This is a genomic window from Tatumella sp. JGM91 (genome assembly GCF_018257575.1).
Taxonomy (GTDB): Bacteria; Pseudomonadota; Gammaproteobacteria; order Enterobacterales; family Enterobacteriaceae; genus Tatumella; species Tatumella punctata.
The window spans coordinates 19,957-41,071 of record NZ_JAERJP010000010.1 but is presented as its reverse complement, the minus strand read 5'-3'; the positions used below and the strand labels follow the sequence as shown (position 1 = coordinate 41,071).

At 55.6% G+C, this 21,115-nt stretch carries 14 protein-coding genes; 4 read left to right on the top strand and 10 right to left on the bottom strand.

Annotated elements, in window-relative coordinates:
- Positions 1 to 163: 163 nt before the first annotated feature.
- The 4 genes from thyA to rppH all read right to left on the bottom strand — a co-directional run bounded on the left by thyA (position 164) and on the right by rppH (position 4,753).
- Complete coding sequence (thyA, locus tag JK198_RS08375) at positions 164 to 958, bottom strand: thymidylate synthase (protein ID WP_212707732.1); 795 nt, start codon at positions 956 to 958, stop codon at positions 164 to 166.
- Complete coding sequence (gene lgt / locus JK198_RS08370) at positions 955 to 1,836, bottom strand: prolipoprotein diacylglyceryl transferase (RefSeq protein ID WP_212707731.1); 882 nt, start codon at positions 1,834 to 1,836, stop codon at positions 955 to 957. The genes thyA and lgt overlap by 4 nt, the downstream gene beginning before the upstream one ends.
- 130 nt (positions 1,837 to 1,966) lie before the next feature.
- On the bottom strand, positions 1,967 to 4,213 hold the full coding sequence (gene ptsP, locus JK198_RS08365) for a phosphoenolpyruvate--protein phosphotransferase (protein ID WP_212707776.1): 2,247 nt from the start codon (positions 4,211 to 4,213) through the stop codon (positions 1,967 to 1,969).
- Between the two features lie 12 nt (positions 4,214 to 4,225).
- Entirely contained in the window at positions 4,226 to 4,753 is a 528-nt protein-coding gene (gene rppH, locus JK198_RS08360) for an RNA pyrophosphohydrolase (RefSeq protein WP_212707730.1), read from the bottom strand.
- A 683-nt stretch (positions 4,754 to 5,436) separates the two neighbouring features.
- On the opposite strand from rppH, the gene mutH reads away from it, so the two are divergent.
- From mutH to JK198_RS08340, 4 genes are all read left to right on the top strand, one after another.
- Entirely contained in the window at positions 5,437 to 6,123 is a 687-nt protein-coding gene (gene mutH, locus JK198_RS08355) for a DNA mismatch repair endonuclease MutH (protein WP_212707729.1), read from the top strand.
- 59 nt (positions 6,124 to 6,182) lie between these two features.
- Positions 6,183 to 6,893 carry a TerC family protein gene (locus tag JK198_RS08350; protein WP_212707775.1) on the top strand — a complete coding sequence of 237 codons (711 nt, stop codon included), beginning with the start codon at positions 6,183 to 6,185 and terminating at the stop codon, positions 6,891 to 6,893.
- Between the two features lie 187 nt (positions 6,894 to 7,080).
- Positions 7,081 to 7,299 (top strand): YgdI/YgdR family lipoprotein, encoded by a 219-nt coding sequence (locus tag JK198_RS08345; protein ID WP_249213036.1) that lies wholly within the window; start codon positions 7,081 to 7,083, stop codon positions 7,297 to 7,299.
- Between the two features lie 210 nt (positions 7,300 to 7,509).
- Positions 7,510 to 8,550 carry an NADP(H)-dependent aldo-keto reductase gene (locus JK198_RS08340; RefSeq protein ID WP_212710397.1) on the top strand — a complete coding sequence of 347 codons (1,041 nt, stop codon included), beginning with the start codon at positions 7,510 to 7,512 and terminating at the stop codon, positions 8,548 to 8,550.
- 42 nt (positions 8,551 to 8,592) lie between these two features.
- On the opposite strand, the gene lplT is transcribed toward JK198_RS08340, so the two are convergent.
- From lplT to JK198_RS08310, 6 genes are all read right to left on the bottom strand, one after another.
- Positions 8,593 to 9,804, bottom strand: coding sequence for a lysophospholipid transporter LplT (gene lplT / locus JK198_RS08335; RefSeq protein ID WP_212710398.1), 1,212 nt, complete (start codon positions 9,802 to 9,804; stop codon positions 8,593 to 8,595).
- Complete coding sequence (aas, locus tag JK198_RS08330; protein ID WP_212707725.1) at positions 9,797 to 11,962, bottom strand: bifunctional acyl-ACP--phospholipid O-acyltransferase/long-chain-fatty-acid--ACP ligase; 2,166 nt, start codon at positions 11,960 to 11,962, stop codon at positions 9,797 to 9,799. The genes lplT and aas overlap by 8 nt, the downstream gene beginning before the upstream one ends.
- Positions 11,963 to 12,134: 172 nt before the next feature.
- Positions 12,135 to 13,568: an efflux transporter outer membrane subunit gene (locus JK198_RS08325; RefSeq protein WP_212707724.1), complete on the bottom strand. Its 1,434-nt coding sequence runs from the start codon at positions 13,566 to 13,568 to the stop codon at positions 12,135 to 12,137.
- 3 nt (positions 13,569 to 13,571) lie between these two features.
- Positions 13,572 to 16,673 (bottom strand): efflux RND transporter permease subunit, encoded by a 3,102-nt coding sequence (locus JK198_RS08320; protein ID WP_212710399.1) that lies wholly within the window; start codon positions 16,671 to 16,673, stop codon positions 13,572 to 13,574.
- Positions 16,670 to 19,861, bottom strand: coding sequence for an efflux RND transporter permease subunit (locus JK198_RS08315; RefSeq protein WP_212710400.1), 3,192 nt, complete (start codon positions 19,859 to 19,861; stop codon positions 16,670 to 16,672). The genes JK198_RS08320 and JK198_RS08315 overlap by 4 nt, the downstream gene beginning before the upstream one ends.
- The gene (locus JK198_RS08310; RefSeq protein ID WP_212707721.1) at positions 19,861 to 21,069 is read right to left on the bottom strand and encodes an efflux RND transporter periplasmic adaptor subunit; all 1,209 of its coding nucleotides are present in this window, start codon (positions 21,067 to 21,069) and stop codon (positions 19,861 to 19,863) included. The genes JK198_RS08315 and JK198_RS08310 overlap by 1 nt, the downstream gene beginning before the upstream one ends.
- Positions 21,070 to 21,115 lie beyond the last annotated feature (46 nt).

The window sequence follows — 21,115 nt, the reverse complement described above, 5'->3', positions numbered from 1 at the left end:
GCAGTCAGGCCGCTGAGTGCGTAACCCGCCGTAATTAAATTACCGCAGATAACAACATTCTGCCGAAACGCCGGATCCACTGCAGGGTTTATCGGCTGCGATAAAAAAGGCGGCAGAGCAATAATGCTCTGCCGCCTTTTCAGCCAGCCTCAGGCGTATCGGTTCAGACAGCGACCGGGGCTTTAATCGCCGGATGCGGATCGTAGCCTTCAATCTCAAAGTCTTCGAAACGATAGTCGAAAACAGAGTCCGGTTTACGCTTAATTTTCAGGGTCGGCAGCGGACGCGGTTCACGAGTCAGTTGCAGGCGCGCCTGTTGCAGATGGTTGTTGTACAGGTGGGTATCCCCGCCGGTCCAGACAAAATCACCGACCTCTAAATCGCACTGCTGAGCGACCATATGTACCAGTAAAGCATAGCTGGCAATATTAAAGGGCAGACCGAGGAAAACATCGCATGAGCGCTGGTACAGCTGACAGCTTAAGCGCCCCCCGGCAACATAAAACTGGAAGAAAGCATGGCAGGGAGCCAGCGCCATTTTATCCAGTTCGCCGACATTCCACGCAGAAACAATAATCCGCCGTGAATCCGGGTCCTGTTTCAGCTGACGGATCACTTCGCTGATCTGGTCAATATGACGGCCATCGGCCGCCGGCCAGCTGCGCCATTGCTGGCCATAAACCGGCCCTAAATCACCGTTTTCGTCGGCCCACTCATCCCAGATACTGACCTTATTTTCTTTCAGATAGGCAATATTAGTATCACCCTGCAGGAACCACAGCAGCTCATGCACAATTGAACGCAGATGACACTTTTTGGTGGTCACCAGCGGAAATCCCTGTTGCAGATCAAAGCGCATCTGGTGGCCAAAGATCGACAGGGTACCGGTGCCGGTACGGTCATCTTTTGATGCACCTTCGTTTAATACTTTCTGCATCAGATCCAGATACTGTTTCATTTTACTTCACCCGGTTGTTTCAGGGGGCTGCTACGGTAAGCCCAAATCATCATAATAACACCGGCCAGAATCATTGGTATGGACAGGATCTGCCCCATACTGATTACGCCGCCAAATAACCCAAGCTGGGCATCCGGCTGGCGGAAAAACTCAACAATGATCCGGAAAGCGCCGTAACCAATCAGGAACAAACCAGACACACTTCCCCGCGGACGCGGTTTACGAATAAATACATTCAGGATGATAAATAACAGCACCCCTTCAAGTAACAGCTCATAAATCTGTGACGGATGACGCGGCAGCACACCGTAGGTATCCAGCAGTGACTGCCACTGAGGGTGGGTCGCCACCAGCGCCAGGTCTTCGCTGCGGGAGCCGGGAAACAGCATCGCCCACGGACAATTCGGGTCCACGCGGCCCCATAATTCACCGTTAATAAAGTTCCCCAGACGACCGGCACCCAGCCCAAACGGGATCAGCGGGGCAATAAAGTCTGACACCTGGAAGAAAGTCCGGTGGGTGCGGCGGGCAAATACCAGCATAACCACGATCACACCAATCAGTCCGCCGTGGAATGACATACCGCCATCCCAGACCTTAAATAAATACAGGGGGTTGGCGAGAAACAGCGGCAGGTTATAAAACAACACATAGCCGATACGGCCGCCGAGGAATACCCCGAGAAAACCGGCATACAGTAAATTTTCGACTTCGTTTTTGGTCCAGCCACTGCCGGGCTTACTGGCCCTGCGTCCTGCCAGCCACATGGCAAAGATAAATCCGATCAGGTACATCAGACCGTACCAGTGAAGAGCAACCGGGCCGACAGAAAAAATCACCGGGTCAAATTTTGGAAAAGCGAGGTAGCCGTTTGTCATCTTTCACCATTATTTTTCTATCTGAAAGCCAGCCGGTACTGAGAGATCTCCCGCGCTGGCCGTAAAGAGTTGCGCATCATAGCACAGCCGCTGTCGGCGTGTGACCGGCAAATGTAAACAGCAATGAGTCTCATCGCCCGCCGCGGATTAAGCCTCCCAGCCCCCGCCGCTCCATAAACACCACCACCTGATAACGCACCTCGCTGGCGGTACTGGCCTGTAATACCTGCGCGGTCAGCTGTTCTGTTTCGTCACAATCCAGATGACGCAGCAGATATTTCACCCGCGGGACATTTTTGCCGTTCATACTTAAATGGCGGAATCCCATACCTGTCAGTAGTGCCACACACATCGGGTCACCGGCCATCTCACCACACAGGCTGAGCGGCAGGTTATGGCGACGGGCTTCGGCGCTGATATGATACAAGGCCTGTAATACTGAAGGGTGTAATGAATCGTAAAGGTTTGCCACCCGGGTATTATTCCTGTCGACAGCCAGCAGGTACTGGGTCAGATCATTACTGCCGACCGAGATAAAATCGACACTACGGGCCACCTGCGGGATAAGGAATATCATCGAGGGCACTTCAATCATAATGCCGATTTTCGGACGCGGGATCACATACCCCAGCATCTCTTCCACTTCATGACCGGCACGTTCGATCAGTTTACGCGCCTCATCGATTTCGTCGATGCTGGTCACCATCGGTAACAGAATATTCAGGTTGCCTGAGGCGGCATTGGCCCGCAGCATGGCACGGACCTGTACCAGAAAAATCTCCGGCTGATCGAGAGTCAGGCGGATCCCCCGCCACCCCAGGCTGGGGTTTTCTTCACTGATCGGCATATAAGGCAGTTGCTTATCGGCACCGATATCCAGGGTGCGCAGTGTGACAGACTTATTATTGAACAGCTGTAACATCCCCTGATACTGGGCTACCTGCTCTTCTTCGGACGGAAACCCGCTTTGCAGCATAAACGGCACTTCGGTACGATACAGGCCGACACCATCCACCCAACTGTTCATTTCCTGTTCCAGCTCGGCACTCAGCCCGGCATTCAGCAGAATTTCCACCGCTTCGCCGCTTTTCAGCATTGCCGGGTGTTCCGCTTCGGCTTCGGCGGTTTTACTCAGGGCATTTTCTTCACGGATCAGCCGCTGATATTCTTTAATCAGAATAGGTTCAGGATCGATCAGCAACTCACCACGGTAGCCGTCAACAATCAGTAACTGCTTGTGCAGCTGTTCGGGGCGGATATCCGCGCCCATCACCGCCGGTATCCCCATGGCACGGGTTAAAATAGCCGCATGGGAGTTGGCGGCACCGTCACGTACCACCACACCGGCCAGACGTTCCGGCGGAACTTCGGCCAGGGCCGTCGCGGTCAGTTCATCGGCTACCAGAACAAAACGTTCCGGCCAGGCATTCGTGCCCTGCAGGCTGTCGTCAAGATGAAACAGCAGCCGCTGCCCAAGTTCACGGATATCGCCACTGCGTTCCCGCAGATAGGCATCTTTTAAATCGGCAAACTGACCCGCGTATTGTTCAATCACCGTTTTCACGGCCCATTCGGCGACTGAACCACGATCTATTTCTGCCAGCAGATCTTTCTTCAGGCGCGGGTCACTCAGCAGGTGCGAGTAGAGGTCAAAAATAGCCGCACTTTCTTTCTGCACACTGCTGGTAAAACGTTTACTGTAGCGACGGAACTCGTCACCGGCTTCACTGATCGCCAGTAACAGACGCTCCCGCTCCTGCTCGCTGTCGAGTGTCGATGCGCGCGATACCTGATCAAGGGTCGGCTGTACATGGTCAACCCAGCCGGGGGCGACGGCTACCCCGGGCGAGGCGGCGATAGCTTTAATACGGCTCTGGCGGAACAAACCAAACAACTGTCCGGTCTGCGACTGGGAGAGTAATGCGCCGACCTGAGTCGCGAGGGTCATCAGGAAAGACTCTTCCGATTCGTCGAAGGAACGCAGTTCCCGCTGCTGTACCACCAGTACCCCCGTCACCTGACGGCGGTTAATTACCGGCACACCGAGAAAAGAACGATAATTTTCTTCTTTCACTGACGGGATAAATTTAAAACTGGGGTGGCTCTGAACATCGGCGAGGTTAATCGGTTCGGCAAGACGCCCGACCAGCCCGACAATGCCTTCGTCAAAAGCCAGGGTAATGGTTCTGCCACGCGGTTTTTTTAAACCGCGTGTCGCCATCAGGTAGTAGCACTGACGCTCATGGTCAGCCAGATACACCGAACAGACTTCGGTATCCATCATCCGGCAGATCTCATTAACCAGTATTTCCAGTGCTTCATTGAGTCGGGAAGCACCGGCAACCTTTTCCACAATATCGCGCAACTGGGTGAGCATCAGCGGCATGCCCTATCCTCTTTTTCTTCGGCCGGAGGGTTGACTGCGTTGCAGTGAATTTTCCGTGACAGACATCACTACGGTAGCGAACTCTTTCATCACCCGACGATAAACATCACGTTTAAAAGAGACCACCTGGCGAACCGGATACCAAAAACTCACCCATCGCCAGCCATCAAACTCGGGGGTACTGCTTCCCTGTACGTTAATGGCACCATCATGAGATTGCAGCTGTAACAGAAACCATTTTTGTTTCTGGCCGATGCACACCGGCCGGGTATCCCAACGCACCAAACGTTTTGGCAACCTGTAACGCAGCCAGTTGCGGGTCGATGCAATAATTCTGACATCTTTACGATGCAATCCGACTTCTTCGAACAATTCGCGATACATCGCTTGTTCCGGCGTTTCCCCGGGGTTGATACCTCCCTGGGGGAACTGCCAGGAATGCTGTCCAAAGCGCCTGGCCCACAATACCTGTCCCTGCCTGTTACAGATCACAATCCCAACATTCGGGCGGTAGCCATCATCATCGATCACCAGACTACCTCAAATCTATCTTCAGATAGCCTGATTGTTTCATACTCCTTACAGACGGTAAACCATTGGCTGTCAGGGTTTCATCAGAATAATTCCGGAATAACTCACAATTCTTAGCCAAGTTATAAACAGCAGCCGGTAGCCGGAGACAATTTTATGCACCTTTTCTGTGGATAGCTTTGTGCAGAACGCGGGAATTTAATGAATAATAGACCAGTAAAACCCGATTCCCCATAAAAAAAGACAGAAATAAAACACTTAAATTACAAATAGATAATTAATATAAGCGCGATAAAAAAAGCCGGATTAGCTGCCAGCTATAAAGATAACTTAACTCACTGAACAAAAAATAACCACCGGCATTTTTATCCACATTTTATGGTGATAACTTATCCATTACTGCCTGAAAAATGGCACAGGGTGGCAAAGTCAAGGCTGTAAATCGAACCAGTAGTCAGGTTAATACACAGTTATCCAGTTTTTCTGTGGATAACTGGGCGGATAATCCTGTTTATTATCGATGACAACAGGGTATAAACCGGTCACAGGTCAGAGGGTACAACCGAAAACGGATTAAAAAACCATGATTAATCATGCTATTATTAGCTTTATCCCCGATAATTTATTCTGCAGATCCGCGCCTGTACCACGGCGAGTGTTTTTTAACCAACTCATGAGGCCGAATGTCTTATTCTCCTGAACCTTTGTCTGCGCCGGAAAGCGAACAGATCTTAATGCAACGGGCCTGTGCATTGGCCGGACAATCGATGGAAGAGCTGGCCGGCAGGCTGGGGATAACCGTGCCTGCCGACTTGCGCCGCGATAAAGGCTGGATTGGCACATTACTCGAACGCCACCTCGGTGCCAGTGCCGGCAGTAAAGCAGAGCAGGATTTCTCCCATCTGGGGATTGAACTGAAAACAATCCCCGTTGACCGTCTTGGCCGGCCGCTGGAAACCACCTTTGTCTGCGTAGCCCCCCTGACCGGTAATAGCGGTGTTGACTGGCAACACTGCCATTTGCGGCATAAACTTTCATGTGTACTGTGGATGCCGGTGGAAGGCGACCGCGCAATTCCGCTGAAAGATCGCCGTATCGGCAGCCCGCTGTTATGGCGTCCTTCGGCGGAAGAAGAACAGCAACTGCGCGCAGACTGGGAAGAACTGATGGAGATGATCGTATTGGGCAGGGTAGAGAATATTACCGCCCGCCACGGTCAGTACCTGCAAATCCGTCCCAAAGCCGCCAACAGTAAGGCCCTGACTGAAGCTATTGGCCCGCAGGGGCAGCCGGTACTGACCCTGCCACGGGGTTTTTACTTAAAGAAAACCTTTACCGGCCCGCTGCTGGCCCGTCATTTTTTACTTTAGTCAGGGAATACTGCCCGGTTATACTCTTCGTTTAGCTTTTGTTTAGGATTGATGTGAGTATGTTCGAGTGGATTGCGGACCCTAATGCCTGGCTGGCGCTCGGGACACTGATTGTTCTGGAAGTCGTTCTCGGTATCGACAATATTATTTTTCTTTCACTGGTGGTGGCAAAACTGCCTGCACACCAGCAAAACCGAGCCCGCCGTCTGGGTCTGATGGCCGCCATGCTGATGCGGCTGGCATTGCTGGCCTCAATTGCCTGGGTTGTACGCCTGACTACCCCCCTGTTCACCCTGTTCAGTCATGAGTTTTCCGCCCGTGACTTGATCCTGCTGGCCGGAGGACTGTTCCTGATCTGGAAGTCCGGCAAAGAAATTCATGAAACGATTGAAGGCGGTGAAGAGGTCAGAGCCAGTCGCGTACATTCATTCTTCGGCGCGATTGTGCAAATCATGTTGCTGGATATCATTTTCAGCCTCGACTCGGTGATCACTGCCGTCGGGCTGTCCGATCATCTGTTTATTATGATGGCGGCAGTGATCGTGGCGGTGATTATGATGATGTTTGCCGCAAAAGCGATCGGCGAATTTGTCGAGCGTCATCCGACCATAAAAATGCTGGCGCTGGCTTTTCTTATCCTGGTCGGTTTTACCCTGATGCTGGAAAGTTTTTCGGTGCATGTTCCCAAAGGCTATATCTACTTTGCGATGTTCTTTTCAATGGGTGTCGAATTACTCAACCTGCTGCGCGGCAACAAAAAAAACCACTGATCGTAGCCGCCCGCGAAACAGCGTGCCGCCCGTCGCGGCACGCTGCTTTTGTTACTCAGCCCGTGAATTTTGTTGCCTGCCTGATGTTTATTGCCTGTTTCAGACCCGTCTGGTTTGTTTACTGCACAGAAATCATTTATTACTGATAGCGGTAACGTATAAATTTACGTCGGGAGACAAGATGAAAATGATAAAAATCACCGCACTGTGCGGTGTATTACTGGGGACCGTTCTGTCAGCCGGTTGCAGCAGTCATTATGTTATGGCCACCAAAGATGGCCGGATGATAATGACCGACGGTAAACCACAAATCGATAAAGATACCGGGCTGGTACAGTATACGGACGAAGCCGGCAACAAAATTCAGATTAACGGCGACGATATCTCCGGCATTATCGAACGCTGACGCTGTCCGGCCGGAACACCCGCCCGGCCGCTGCACATTATCCATACCGTCTCCCTGACTTAATCCGCGGAATAACCTGACGAGCCGGTAACACTGCCGTCACCACTCAGCGCGGCCCGGCGACACTTCCCGTAACACGCCCTGCTGTAGACTTGCCCCCGGTGCCGGTGTAGATTTCCCTTAACCCATCATGACAAAAGGAAGCCAGCCATGCTCTACCATCGTATTCCCCATAGTTCGCTGGAAGTGAGTCAACTGGGTCTGGGCACCATGACCTTCGGCGAGCAAAACAGTGAAGCCGATGCCCATGCCCAGTTAGATTACGCGCTCAGTCAGGGCATTAACCTGGTCGATACGGCAGAAATGTATCCGGTCCCTCCCCGCCCTGAAACTCAGGGGCTGACCGAGACCTATATCGGCAGCTGGCTGAAAAAAACCGGTCACCGCGACAAAATCATCCTCGCCAGTAAGGTCGCCGGACCGGCACGCGGCAGCGATGCCCAAATCCGCGCAGGCCAGGTGGTGGACCGCAAAAATATTCGTGCCGCACTGGATGCCAGCCTGAAACGGCTGAATACTGACTATCTCGACCTCTATCAGGTGCACTGGCCACAACGCCCGGCCAACTTCTTTGGGCGTCTCGGCTACCAGTACACGGAAGAAAATATCCCCGTTACCCTGCTGGAAACCCTGGACGCGTTATCAGAACAGGTCCGCGCCGGAAAGATCCGTTATATCGGTGTTTCGAATGAAACCCCCTGGGGAGTGATGCGCTATCTGCAACTGGCAGAAAAGCATCAGTTACCGCGGATTGTCACCATCCAGAACCCGTACAGCCTGCTGAACCGCAGTTTCGAAGTGGGACTGGCCGAAATCAGCCAGTACGAAGGGGTGGAGCTGCTGGCCTATTCTGCTCTGGGCTTCGGCACCCTGAGCGGTAAGTACCTCAACGGGCAACAACCGGCCAATGCCAGAAATACTCTGTTCAGCCGTTTTACCCGTTATTCGGGGCAGCAGTCTGCTGAAGCAGTCGCTGCCTATGTCGCGCTGGCAAAACAACACCGGCTCGACCCTTCACAGATGGCACTGGCCTTTGTTCGTCAGCAACCGTTTGTCGCCAGTACTCTGCTGGGGGCCACCACACTGCAACAGCTGAAAGCAAACATCGACAGCGTTAACCTCAGCCTGAGCAGTGAATTGATGGAGCAGCTGGAAGCCATCCATCGCCGTTATACGTATCCGGCTCCCTGACCGGTTTTGCACTGCGGCCCCGGCCGCGGTGCAGCCTCTGACTTACTGCCGCACCGCAGATTTACCGCGCCACTGCCAGAGCCATAAACCGGCAATCGCCAGCGAAAACAGCCCGCCAAAAGCCATCCCGGTAACAATGACTGAGGCCCCGAGCCGGATGGTCAGGGTATACAGGGCCAGTAGCAGCAGCATGGCAATATTCTCACCAAAATTCTGTACCGCAATCGCCGGACCCGCGCCGACCGACTCTCTGCCACGCACCTGTAATAATGCATTCAGGGGCACCACAAACAGTCCGCCACAGACGCCGAGCAGTAACAGCCAGAAACCACCGCTATACTCATGTGTGCTGAGGGTAAACATAATCACCAGTCCGCCAACCAGTATCCCCGCCGGTATACAGCGCTGAGTATGCTGCAGTGAAATTAGCTGTTCTGCCAGCAACGCTCCGCCGACAATCCCCACCGCGACCATCCCGTTCAGCAGCGTCGCGGTTTTATTATCAGTGATCCCCAGCACCACCGGAACCCACAGTACCAGCAAAAAACGTAAGGTGACCCCGGCTCCCCAGAATAAACTGGTGCCGGTTAACGAAAAACGAGTATCGCTATCCTGCCACAGGCTGACGGCATCATGGCGGAAGCGTGACAGCAGCTGCCGCCAGCGCCAGTTTTTGTCCGGTGTGGCTGCCCGTAAGCCGGGTATCAGCATATTAGCAACCACCGCCAGAGCGTAAATCACCGCGCATAACAGTAACGCGGTGGAAATATGCCAGTCGGCCAGCAGGCCGCCGGTTACCGAACCGAGCAGAATAGCGACGATGGTCGAGCTTTCCATCAGTCCGTTCGCCCGGATCAGTTGCTGTTTATCGATCAGTTCGCCGAGAATACCGTATTTGGCGGGCGAGTACGCCGCCGCACCAATCCCCACCAGCCCGTAACCGGCAAAGGGATTAACACCGAGACCAATCAGTACCGCACCGGTAAATTTCAGCCCGTTCGCCACCATCATCACCCGGCCTTTGGGAAAACTGTCGGCCAGCTGTCCGACAAACGGTGCCAGCAGGATATAAGCCACCACAAACACTATCTGCAGTACCGGCTGAGTCCAGTCCGCATAGCTGTCTTTTTTCATCAGTGCCAGGGTGGCAAACAACAGGGCATTGTCGCCGAATGCCGAAAAAAACTGTGCCAGTAATACCGGACGTAAGCCAGAAGCCCTGCCAGCAGCAGTGCCTGAGCTTAATTCATTCATTGTTATTTCCGTTTTCGGCTGGCGTCGCCGCCAGCGCTTTCAGTTGCAGGTAGTCGGGTTTACCGCTGCCCAGCATCGGCAGCGGTGACAGAAAGCGGATATCACGCGGCACATTTAACTCGCTGTAGCCGAGTTCACGGCTGGCCTCTAATAACCGCTCGCGGGTTAATTGCGGATCGCTGGTAAACAGCACCAGAGCCTCACCCCGCAGGGGATCATTTTTCAGCGAAGATGCATGCTGATACCCGGCCGACACCCGCAGAGCCAGGCTTTCGGCCACCTCCAGCGACACCATTTCACCGGCCAGTTTGGCAAACCGTTTCACCCTGCCCTGAATCTGGCAAAAACCGTCCTCATCAAAACTGACAATATCGCCGGTATCGTACCAGCCCGGCTCTTTGACCCCTTCGCCGTTATCCGCCACCGGCGGTTCAATCACCCCGGGCGCTTCCAGCCGCAGGTAGCCTTTCATCAGGTTCGGCCCGCTGACCTGCAGACGGCCACCGTTCTCTATGCCCGGCACCGAAATCAGCCGGAAGTCCATGGCCGGTAAAATACGGCCAACCGTGGAGAAGCGGGCTGCCATCGGCACATTAATCGACAGCACCGGCGCACATTCTGTCGCGCCATAGCCTTCGAGGATCCGCAGGCCAAACTTTTCCAGGTACAGATCACGGGTCGAATCACGCAGTTTTTCGGCCCCGGCCACCACATAACGCACTCTGGCTAAATCATAAGGGTGGGCAAACTGCGCATAACGGGTCAGAAAGGCCGGGGTGCCAAACAACACGGTACAGTTACGGTCGTAGACCAGCTCAGGGATCACCCGGTAATGCAGCGGGCTGGGGTAGAGAAAAGTCTCAGCCCCGGTAAACAAGGGGGTCAGCATGCCGACAGTCATGCCGAAGGCATGGAATAACGGCAGGGATGACATAAAACGGTCCCCTGGCCGGAAATCTGCCACCGTACGGATCTGTTCAACATTGGCCAGCAGACTTTTATGGCTGTGAACGACACCTTTCGGGTTGCCCTCCGAGCCGGAGGTAAACAGGATCATCGCGGCGTCTTCCGGCTGCTGTGCGGCCTGTGCCCGGCCGGGCACCAGCAGATGCCAGAGAACCCACAACTTATCGCGTAACTGCAGCGCCGGTTTCAAATCTTCCAGATACACCCAGCTGACCCCGCGGATCGCCTCCGTCAGATGCCACAGTTTGCCTTTCTCCAGAAACTGACGAGAGGTAAAAATGGTGGTGATCTGTGCAGCCGTTACCGCCACCTGTAATCCGTTAACCCCTGCGGTATAGTTCAGCATCGCCGGCACACGGCCTGAGAGAATTGCCCCGAATACCACCGCCGGGGTCACGGCAGTATTGGGCAGTAACAGACCCGGGGTCGCACAGGGCGGACAGTGTTTATCCAGCAGCCGGGCCACCCCGAGCATTTTTTTCAGTAACCCGCGGTAGCTGTCGGGTGTAAAGCGGATATCTTCCACACAGGCCCGCCGCCAGCCATAACGTTTGGCCGCACTCAGGTAAGCGTCAAACAGGGTATGTCTGGGACGGACCGCCATTCTCGCTTCCATCATAATATGGTGCAGATGCTCCCCGGCCAGTGCTCTGCGCTGTCTGGCACTGCCCGCAGACGGCATAGGAATACGGGTAGCGGGTAACACATGCAGAGCAATGTCCGGAAAAGCACGGCGGCGGATGTCACCACTTTTACGGGCAAACCAGCTGAACTCTGCCCCTTCTATCCTGACGGGAACCACACTGGCACCGGTTTTCGCCGCCACAAAACCGGCACCGCTGTATACCTTCATTAATGAGCCGGTCACGGTGATCCGGCCTTCCGGAAAGATAACCACCGGTCTGCCCTGCTCTGTAAGACGGATCAACTGTTTGACTGACATAGGTTTCAGCGGATCGAGGCTGACCACATCCACCAGCGCGCCCAGCGCTTTCATATACCAGCTATCGGACAGGCCGGACCAGACTGCGAACACCGGTTTTACCGGTAAAAACAGCCCTAACAGGATACCGTCGAGGAAAGAAACATGATTAGGGGTGATCAGTACGCGGGGATTATTCAGTACCGATAAATCACCGTGCAGCCGTACCCGCCATAGCAAGCGGCACAGGCCACGCAATAAGCTAAACATCCTCTCTCCTTAAGATTCAAACCGCAATATGACGGATTAAACACGTTTGTGTCGCCGTAAACAATTCCCCGACAGAAAATGTCGCTTTTTCGGTGGCAAAATGTGCTGCACCTCAGATTCCCGCGCCGCGGGCACCTGAGGCACACAGGTTATTTCAGAAAGGGATCAGCAATTACTGATGACGGGATTCCGCCGTGTCGGGCAGGGTCGCCCTGTCCCAGCCGCCGCCCAGCGAGGTAATCAGCGCCACGCTGGTGACCCACTGGCTGCTCTGTAATGCCAGCAGGCTCTGGCGGGCACTGAGACTGCTGTTTTCCGTGGTCGCCACATCGAGGTAGTCGATCATGCCGGCATTGTACTGGTTACGGGTCACCCGCGCAGACTCCACGGCGGCATCAGTGGCCTGTTGTTGCGCGGCAATTTCCTGTTGCAGGGTGGTCAGTTCCACCAGGTTATTCTCCACCCCCTGTACCGCCGTCAGCACCGTCTGGCGATAGGTCGCTACGCGGGCATCATAGGCTGCCCGCGCCTGGTCAACCGCCGCCGTGGTGGCACCGAAATCCAGCACCGTCCCGCTCAGCTCCGGCCCCAGAGACCATACCCGCTGCGGTAATGAAAACAGGTTGTGTAATACGGATGAGGTAAACCCGCCGCTGGCACTGAGGGTCAGGTCGGGGAAGTATCCGGCAATCGCCACCCCGACCGCCGCATTGGCAGCCGCCACATTACGTTCGGCATAGGCGATATCCGGACGACGTTGCAGCAGGCTGGCGGGCAGCACAGACGGAACCGGCGGCAGTGTCGCCTGTAACGGCGCGGCTGCAACCGAGAACTGTGACGGGGTTTTTCCGATCAGCAGGGCCATGGCATGTTCCAGCTGGGCACGCTGCCAGTGATAGTCGAGTGCCGATGCCTGCGCCGAGGACAGCTGCATCTGTGCCTGGGCCAGAGTGCCGCGATCCTCACTGCCGGCCTGATATTTATGGGTAATTACCCGTAAATAACCTTCATAAGCAGCGATACTTTGCTGATACAGGGCAATACGCTGGTCAATAATCCGTAACTGAAAATAGTCCTGTGCCAGTTCCGACTGTGCACTGAGAGTGGCATTAGCCAGTTCGGCGGCGCTGGCTGCCGCTGAAGCGCGGTTCTCTTCCAGCTGACGTCGCAGTTTTCCCCACAGGTCCGGTTCCCAGCTGGCGCTGAGACTGGCTGAATGACTGTCAGACAGACGCTGAACCGGCGAACTGCCACTGCTGTGACTGGCGGCACGGGAAGACCCGGCACTGGCGGTCAGGGCAGGAAACAGGCTGGCTTTGGAAGACGCCGCCAGTGCCTGTGCCTGCCGGTACTGTGCCATATACATGGCAATATTCTGGTTAGAAATCGCCACCTGTGGCATCAGCTGATCCAGCAGCGGATCATGGTATACCCGCCACCACTCCCCTTTCGGCTGGTCATCCTGTGGACTGGCCTGCTGCCAGCCTTTGGCTTCTTTAAACTGCAACGGAATATCGGCCGAAGGACGATGATAATCCGGCCCGGCCATACAGCCGCTAAGCAGTAATGCCAGACAGAGCGGAGTCAGTTTTTTAGCAAATTTCATCGGTCAGGATCCTGAGGCCCGTACACGGTGCCATTGTCGTTTGGTGGCCCGGCTTAACCGGTCCAGCCACAGGTACACCACCGGGGTGGTAAAAAGCGTCAGTAACTGGCTCAGGGCCAGACCACCGGCAATTGCCAGCCCGAGGGGACTGCGTAAGTCTGCATCCCCGCCGTGGCCCAGAGCCAGAGGCAGTGCCCCGAAAAACGCGGCCAGTGTGGTCATCATAATCGGCCGGAAACGGTGAATACAGGCCTGCATTATTGCCTGCTGCGGGCTGAGCCCCTGCTTACGCTCCGCCTCCAGCGCAAAATCGATCATCATAATGGCATTCTTTTTGACAATGCCAATCAGCAGCACAATGCCGATCAGCGCAATCACTGTCAGCTGAGTATGGGTTAGCAGTAATAACAGTAAGGCACCGACCCCCGCCGACGGCAGGGTCGAGAGGATCGTCAGCGGATGAATATAACTTTCATACAGCATCCCCAGCACGATATACACCGCCGCCAGTGCCGCCGCAATCAGCCACGGCATAGTGGCCGTCAGGTCGCTGAACGCTTTGGCGGTGCCCTGGAAACCCGCCTGGATGGTGCCCGGCAGGGCAATCTTCGCCATCGCCTGTCTGATCAGCCCCTGAGCCTGTTCGAGGGATACGCCGTTGGCCAGGTTAAAAGCAATAGTCGTGGTCGCCGACTGTCCCTGATGGGCCACCGACAAAGGAGCATTGCCGCCGCTGAAACGGGCAAAGGCCGATAGCGGGATCCGATCACCGCTGTTATTAATCACATACAGGTGTTGCAGCTCAGACGGGTCGCTGGTCGCGCTGCTTTGCAGCATCATCACCACATGATACTGGTTGAGGGTTTTGTAGACAGTGGCAATCTGCCGCTGGCTGAACGAGTTATTCAGCAGGGTATCCAGCATACTCACGCTGACCCCTAACCGGCTGGCACGGTCGCGGTCAATATCAATCATCACTTCCTGCCCGCCGGTCTGTGAATCAGAATCCACACTGGTCAGTTGCGGAATGGCGCGTAATGCGGCCGTGACTTTCGGTGTCCAGAGCCGTAACAGGTCGAGGTCATCGGCCTGCAGGCTGTACTGATAGGTGGCATTGGCACTGCGCCCGCCGATATGCAAGTCCTGGGCCGCCATCAGGAACATCTGAGCCCCGGCAACCTGGCGGGCTTTCTGGGTCAACCGGTTTGCCACCTCGGTGGCCGTCGCCGTGCGCTGGTTAAAATCTTTCAGCCGGATAAAGAAGTTCGCCGTATTTCGTGAACCAAACATCCCGCCGCCCATTGAGGACATCACAGTGTCCACCGCCGGGTCGGCACGGATAATCTCCGTAAACTGCTCCACCTTCGGCTTCATTGCCTGGAAAGAAATATTCTGATCCGCACGCACCACCCCCATCAGCAGCCCCGTATCCTGGTCGGGGAAAAAGCCTTTCTGCACGACAGAATAAAGGAACAGGTTCAGCAGAATGGTCAGCAGCAGACTGAAAATGGTCAGTTTCTGATGCGCCATCACCAGCCGCAGTGCCCTGGTATAGGCATTCAGCAGCCGGTTAAGCTGCTGCTCTGTCCAGCGAAATACCGGATGCACCGGCCGTGTGGCCGGGGGCTGGCGTTTCAGTAACCTGGCACAGAGCATCGGTGTCAGGCTCAGGGAAACCAGCATGGAGATCACCAGAGAGACTGACAGGGTGACGGCAAATTCGCGGAACAGACGTCCGACAATCCCGCCCATCAGCAGAATCGGGATAAACACCGCAATCAGCGAGACGGTCATGGACAGGACCGTGAAACTGACTTCCTGCGCGCCCCGCACCGCCGCCCGTACCGGCCCGAGTCCGGCTTCGATATGGCGCATAATATTTTCCAGCACCACTATCGCATCATCCACCACAAATCCGGTGGCAATAATCAACGCCATCAGTGACAGGTTATCGAGGCTGTACCCCAGCAGATACATCACCATACAGGTGCCAATCAGTGACACGGGTAACGCCAGGGCCGGAATGACCACCGCCCGCCAGTGACGTAAAAAAACAAACACTACCCCGATCACCAGCAGTACCGCTGTCAGCAGAGTTTCTTCTGTATCGTACAGCGAGGCGCGAACCAGAGGGGCCCGGTCAATGACCAATTGCAGATCTGTATCGGCCGGTATCGAAGCCCGTAACCCCGGCAGCTGCGCTTTGATGGCATCAATCGTTTGCAGCATATTGGCACCGGCCTGGCGGGTGATGCCGACCATCACAGCCGGCTTACCGTTCAGAAAACCGGCGCTGTATTTATCCTGAACCCCGTCATAAACCGTCGCCACATCATGTAAACGTACCGCAGTGCCGTTCTGATAACGGACAATCAGGTTCCGGTAGCGGGCGGCACTGTCCAGCTGGCTGTTACTGTCGATAGACCAGGACAGGGTATCGCCCTGCAGGTAGCCCTTCGGTAAGTCGGAGGTGCTGTCGGCGACGGCACGGCGTACCGCATCCAGCGAAATTCCGTAATCGGTCAGTTTTTCCGGCTGCAGATCAATACGTACCGCCGGTAAAGAGCTGCCCATCAGAGACACCGAGCCTACGCCGTTAACCTGCGACAGCACCTGTTCGACCTGACTTTCCGCAATATCGTAGAGTTCACCGGGCGTCCGGCTGGAGGAGGTCAGGGCCAGCATCACAATCGGTGCGTCAGACGGGTTAGCTTTGCGGTAGGTCGGCAGCGACGGCATACTGCCAGGCAGCAGGCTGCGGGCCGCATTAATCGCCGCCTGAACATCCCGTGCCGCACCGTTAATATTCCGGCTCAGATCAAACTGCAAAATAATAGTGGTGGAGCCCTGAGAACTGTCGGACGTCATTTCCGTGACCCCGGAAATTTCGCCCAGCGCGCGCTCCAGCGGGGTGGCCACCGTGGCCGCCATCGTTTCGGGGCTGGCCCCTGGCAGGCTGGCACTGACCATAATGGTCGGGAAATCCACCTGCGGTAACGGGGCCACCGGCAGCAGCCGGTAACCCAGCGCCCCGAGCAGCAGGATCGCCATCGTCAGCAGCAGCGTGGCAACCGGCCGGAAAATAAACAGCCGGGTAATACTCATTGCCCCTCCCGCGAGTGTTGCTGGCGGCGTTTAATAAAGCGCTGACCACGTCGCGACCACCCGTCAAACCACAGATAAATGACAGGGGTGGAGAACAGGGTCAGCACCTGACTGACAATTAAACCGCCGACAATCACCAGCCCCAGCGGCTGACGTAATTCAGAGCCGGAACCGCTGGCCAGCATCAGTGGCAGAGCACCGAGCAGGGCCGCCATGGTGGTCATCAGAATGGGCCGGAAGCGCAGCAGGCAGGCCTGATGGATCGCCTCACGCGCCGACAGATGGCGGGTTTTTTCCGCCTCAAGGGCGAAATCAATCATCATAATGGCGTTCTTTTTCACTATCCCAATCAGCAGGATCACCCCGATTAATGCAATCAGACTGAATTCCGTACCGCTGAACAGTAACGCCAGCAACGCGCCGATCGCCGCCGAAGGCAGGGTCGACAGGATGGTCACCGGATGAATAAAGCTCTCATAGAGAATCCCCAGCACCAGATACATGGTCAGTAAGGCGGCAAGGATCAGCCACAATGTATTACCGGTGGCGCGCTTAAAGGCCGCTGCCTCACCCTGATATTGCAGGTTAACCGATGCCGGTAATTTCAGTTGCTGGCTGACTTCGCTGATCGCCTGCTGCCCCTGTTCGATGGAGTAGCCCGGATTGAGATTAAACGACACCATAACCGCCGGATACTGGTTCAGACGCATATTCATCAGTGCGCCTGGCCGCTGGTGGAGGGTAGCGATTGACGTCAGTTTCACCATCCCGCTGCGGGTGGTGGTCGCGGAGCTGCTGCTGTCCGCGGAACTGCTGCCGGAGGACGATGAATCCGTCGCCGGTGACGTACTGTCGGTCACTGAGGTTGGCAGATAAATATCGTTCAGTGACTGCGGGCTATTCTGATACTGCGGGGCCACTTCCAGTACCACCCGGTACTGGCTGGACTGGGTGAAAATCGTCGATACCAGTCGCTGGCCGAACGCATTATACAGCGCCGTATCCACGTCGGAGGCGGTGATCCCCAGTCGCGACGCTTTATCACGATCTATATCCAGATAGGCAATCCGCCCCTGATCCTGCAGATTACTGATCACACTGTTAAATTCAGGGCGTTTCTCCAGTGCTGCCACCAGCTTCGGTGTCCAGCTGACCAGGGTTTCACTGTCCAGTGAGGCCAGGGTGAACTGATACTGACTCGGGGTGACCTGATCGTTGACGGTCAGATCCTGAGCCTGCTGCATATAGAGTTTAATCCCCGCGACCTGCTTCGCCGCCTGCTGTAACTGCTCAGTCACCTGCGCCCCGCTAAGGCTGCGTTGTGAAAAAGGTTTCAGGTTAATCTGCAACCGCCCGCGGTTAAGGCTGGTATTGGTGCCGTCAATCCCAATCACCGACGTCAGGGACGCCACCGCAGGATTTTTCAGTATCTGCTCAGCCAATGCCTGTTGCTGACGGGACATTTCACGGAATGAAATATCCTGGGAAGCCACGGTCACCCCCTGGATCAGTCCTGTATCCTGCTGCGGAAAGAAACCTTTCGGCACCAGCAGATACAGTACCGCCGTCAGGGCAAATGTCGCCAGCGCCACCAGCAGGGTTATTTTCTGATGGCGGAGAACCCCCCCGAGTAACCGGTCATAGCCGCGGATAATACGCTCAAACACGGCCTCGCCCTTACGGGCAAAGCGGGACTGTTTCTGTGGCGGGATATGGCGCAGCAGATAAGCACAGAGCATCGGTGTCAGGGTCAGTGACACTACCAGCGACACCAGAATCGATACCGCCAGGGTAATGGCAAACTCGCGGAATAACCGGCCGACCACGTCGCCCATAAACAGCAGCGGGATCAGCACCGCAATCAGAGAAAAGGTCAGAGAAATCAGGGTAAAGCCGATTTGCTGCGAGCCTTTCAGGGCCGCTTCCATCGGCGGTTCGCCCTCTTCCAGCCGTCGTGAAATATTTTCCACCACCACAATCGCATCATCAATAACAAACCCGGTGGCAATCGTCAGGGCCATCAGCGACAGGTTATTCAGGCTGAAACCGAGCAGATACATCACACCGAAAGTGCCGACCAGTGACAATGGCACCGCCACACTGGGGATCAGGGTCGCCGACAGATTACGCAGGAACAGAAAGGTCACCATCACCACCAGAGCCACCGATAACAGGAGTTCAAACTGTACATCGGCTATCGAAGCCCGGATGGTCCGGGTGCGGTCAGAGACCACCGACAGTGTCACCCCGTCCGGTAATGCCGCCTGCAGTGACGGCAGCTGCTTTTTAATACTGTCAACCACCTGAATAACATTGGCACCCGGCTGACGCCGGACATTAATGATAATCGCCGGTTTATTGTTAACACGGGCGGCCTGAAAGCGGTTTTCCGCCCCCTGCGTAATGGTGGCAATATCTTTCAGCCGCAGGGCGGCACCGTTTTGCCAGGTGAGGATCAGATTGGCGTATTGTTGCGGGGTTCTCAGCTGGTCATTGGCGTCGATAGTCACCGAATGATATTTACCGTCAAATCCGCCCTTAGAGCCATTAACATTACTGTTATTAATCAGCGTGTTCACATCGGCAAGGGTCAGATTATGGGCTGCCAGCGCCTGCGGGTTTAACTGCACCCGAATCGCCGGCTGATTCCCCCCGGCCAGGCTGACCATCCCTACCCCGTTAATCTGTGACAGTTTCAGTGCCACACGGGTATTGACCAGGTCCTGCACCTGCGTCAGGGGCAGGTTATCGGCGGTGGCCGACAGGGTGATCACCGCCGTATCTGCCGGGTTCACTTTTTTATAGGTCGGAGGGTTCGGTAAATCATCAGGCAGCAGGCTGTTGGCGCTGTTAATCGCGGCCTGCACTTCCTGCTCAGCCACATCCAGCGAAATATCCAGCCCGAAGCGTAAGGTGATCAGTGAAGATCCGCCGGACGTCTCCGATGTCATCTGGCTGAGGCCGCTCATTTCTCCCAGATTACGTTCCAGAGGCGCGGTCACCGACGTCGACATCACTGTCGGGCTGGCCCCCGGATAAAGGGTGGTCACCTGAATGGTCGGGTAATCGACCTGCGGTAATGCCGACACCGACAGAAAACGGTAGGCGAACAGGCCGGATAACAGAATACCGGCCATCAGTAAAATGGTGGCGACCGGTCGCTGAATAAAGAGTCTGGACGGATTCATTAATTACCGGCCTGCGGCTGTCCGCTGCTGTCCGCGGCCGTATTGGCCGGATCATTGGCTACCGAGACTCTGGCCCCTGTCGTCAGACGGTCAATGCCGTCGGTCACCAGACGATCGCCGGGTTTCACACCGTTCAGCACTACCTGCTGGTCACTGCCATAGGCAGGCCCGGGAGTGACGGCGGTACGGGTCACCGTATTATCGGCATTGATCACAAACACAAAACTGCCGTCACTGCTCAGTTGCACGGCCTGCGCCGGGACGACGGTGGCATGTTTCAGAATATCCGTTTGCAGCCGCAGGTTAACAAACTGGTTGGCATACAGGGTTTCATCCTGGTTAGGGAATGTCGCTTTCAGCTCAATACTGCCGGTACTGGTATCAATGCTGTTACTCATAAACCGCACCTCCCCCTGTGCCAGCGGAGTGGTATCGTTCTGGTCAAACGCTGTCGCCGGTAACGGCTGGTCATGATGCAGCTTTTCCACCAGCCGCGGAATATTGCTCTGGGGCACACTGAAAGTTACCGCCGCGGGCTGCATCTGGGTAATGGTTACTATGCCGGTGGTCGAGGCGCTCTGGATCATATTCCCCGGGTCAACCAGCCGCAGACCGACCCGGCCGCTGACCGGGGCGGTGATTCTGGCATACCCGATATTCACTTTCGCACTGTCAATCTGTGCCTGATCTTCCTGCACTGCACCACTGTACTGGCCGACAGTCGCCTGCTGGCTTTCCAGATCCTGGCGGGATAATGAATCCTCAGCGAACAGCTTCCGGTAACGGGCAAGGGTTAAACGGGCATTGGTCAGCAAAGCCTGATTCTGCGCCAGTGCCCCCTGATACTGGGCCAGAGTGGCGCGGTAACCACGGTCATCAATTTGTGCCAGCAGCTGTCCGGCGCTAACCCGCTGCCCTTCGGTAAAAAACACCTTATCCAGCTGGCCTTCCACGCGGCTGGTCACAGTAACGCTGGCATTAGGGATAACCGTACCGGGTGCACTCAGGTAGACGGGGACATCCGCTTCACCGGCCTGGCCGGCATTGACCAGGGTGGGTCCGCCAAAACCGTGCCCGCCCGGCCCTGCGCCGCCGCCCGCGGAAAACCAGACCCGCCAGACCACGCCGCCGATAACCACACACAACAGCAGTAATAACAGCCATCTCAGCCAGTGATGTCGAACCGGTTTACTTATGTTATTTGTCATCAGATTTCGTGATTATCAGAGAAAGAGGACACAGCAGACAGAAGCC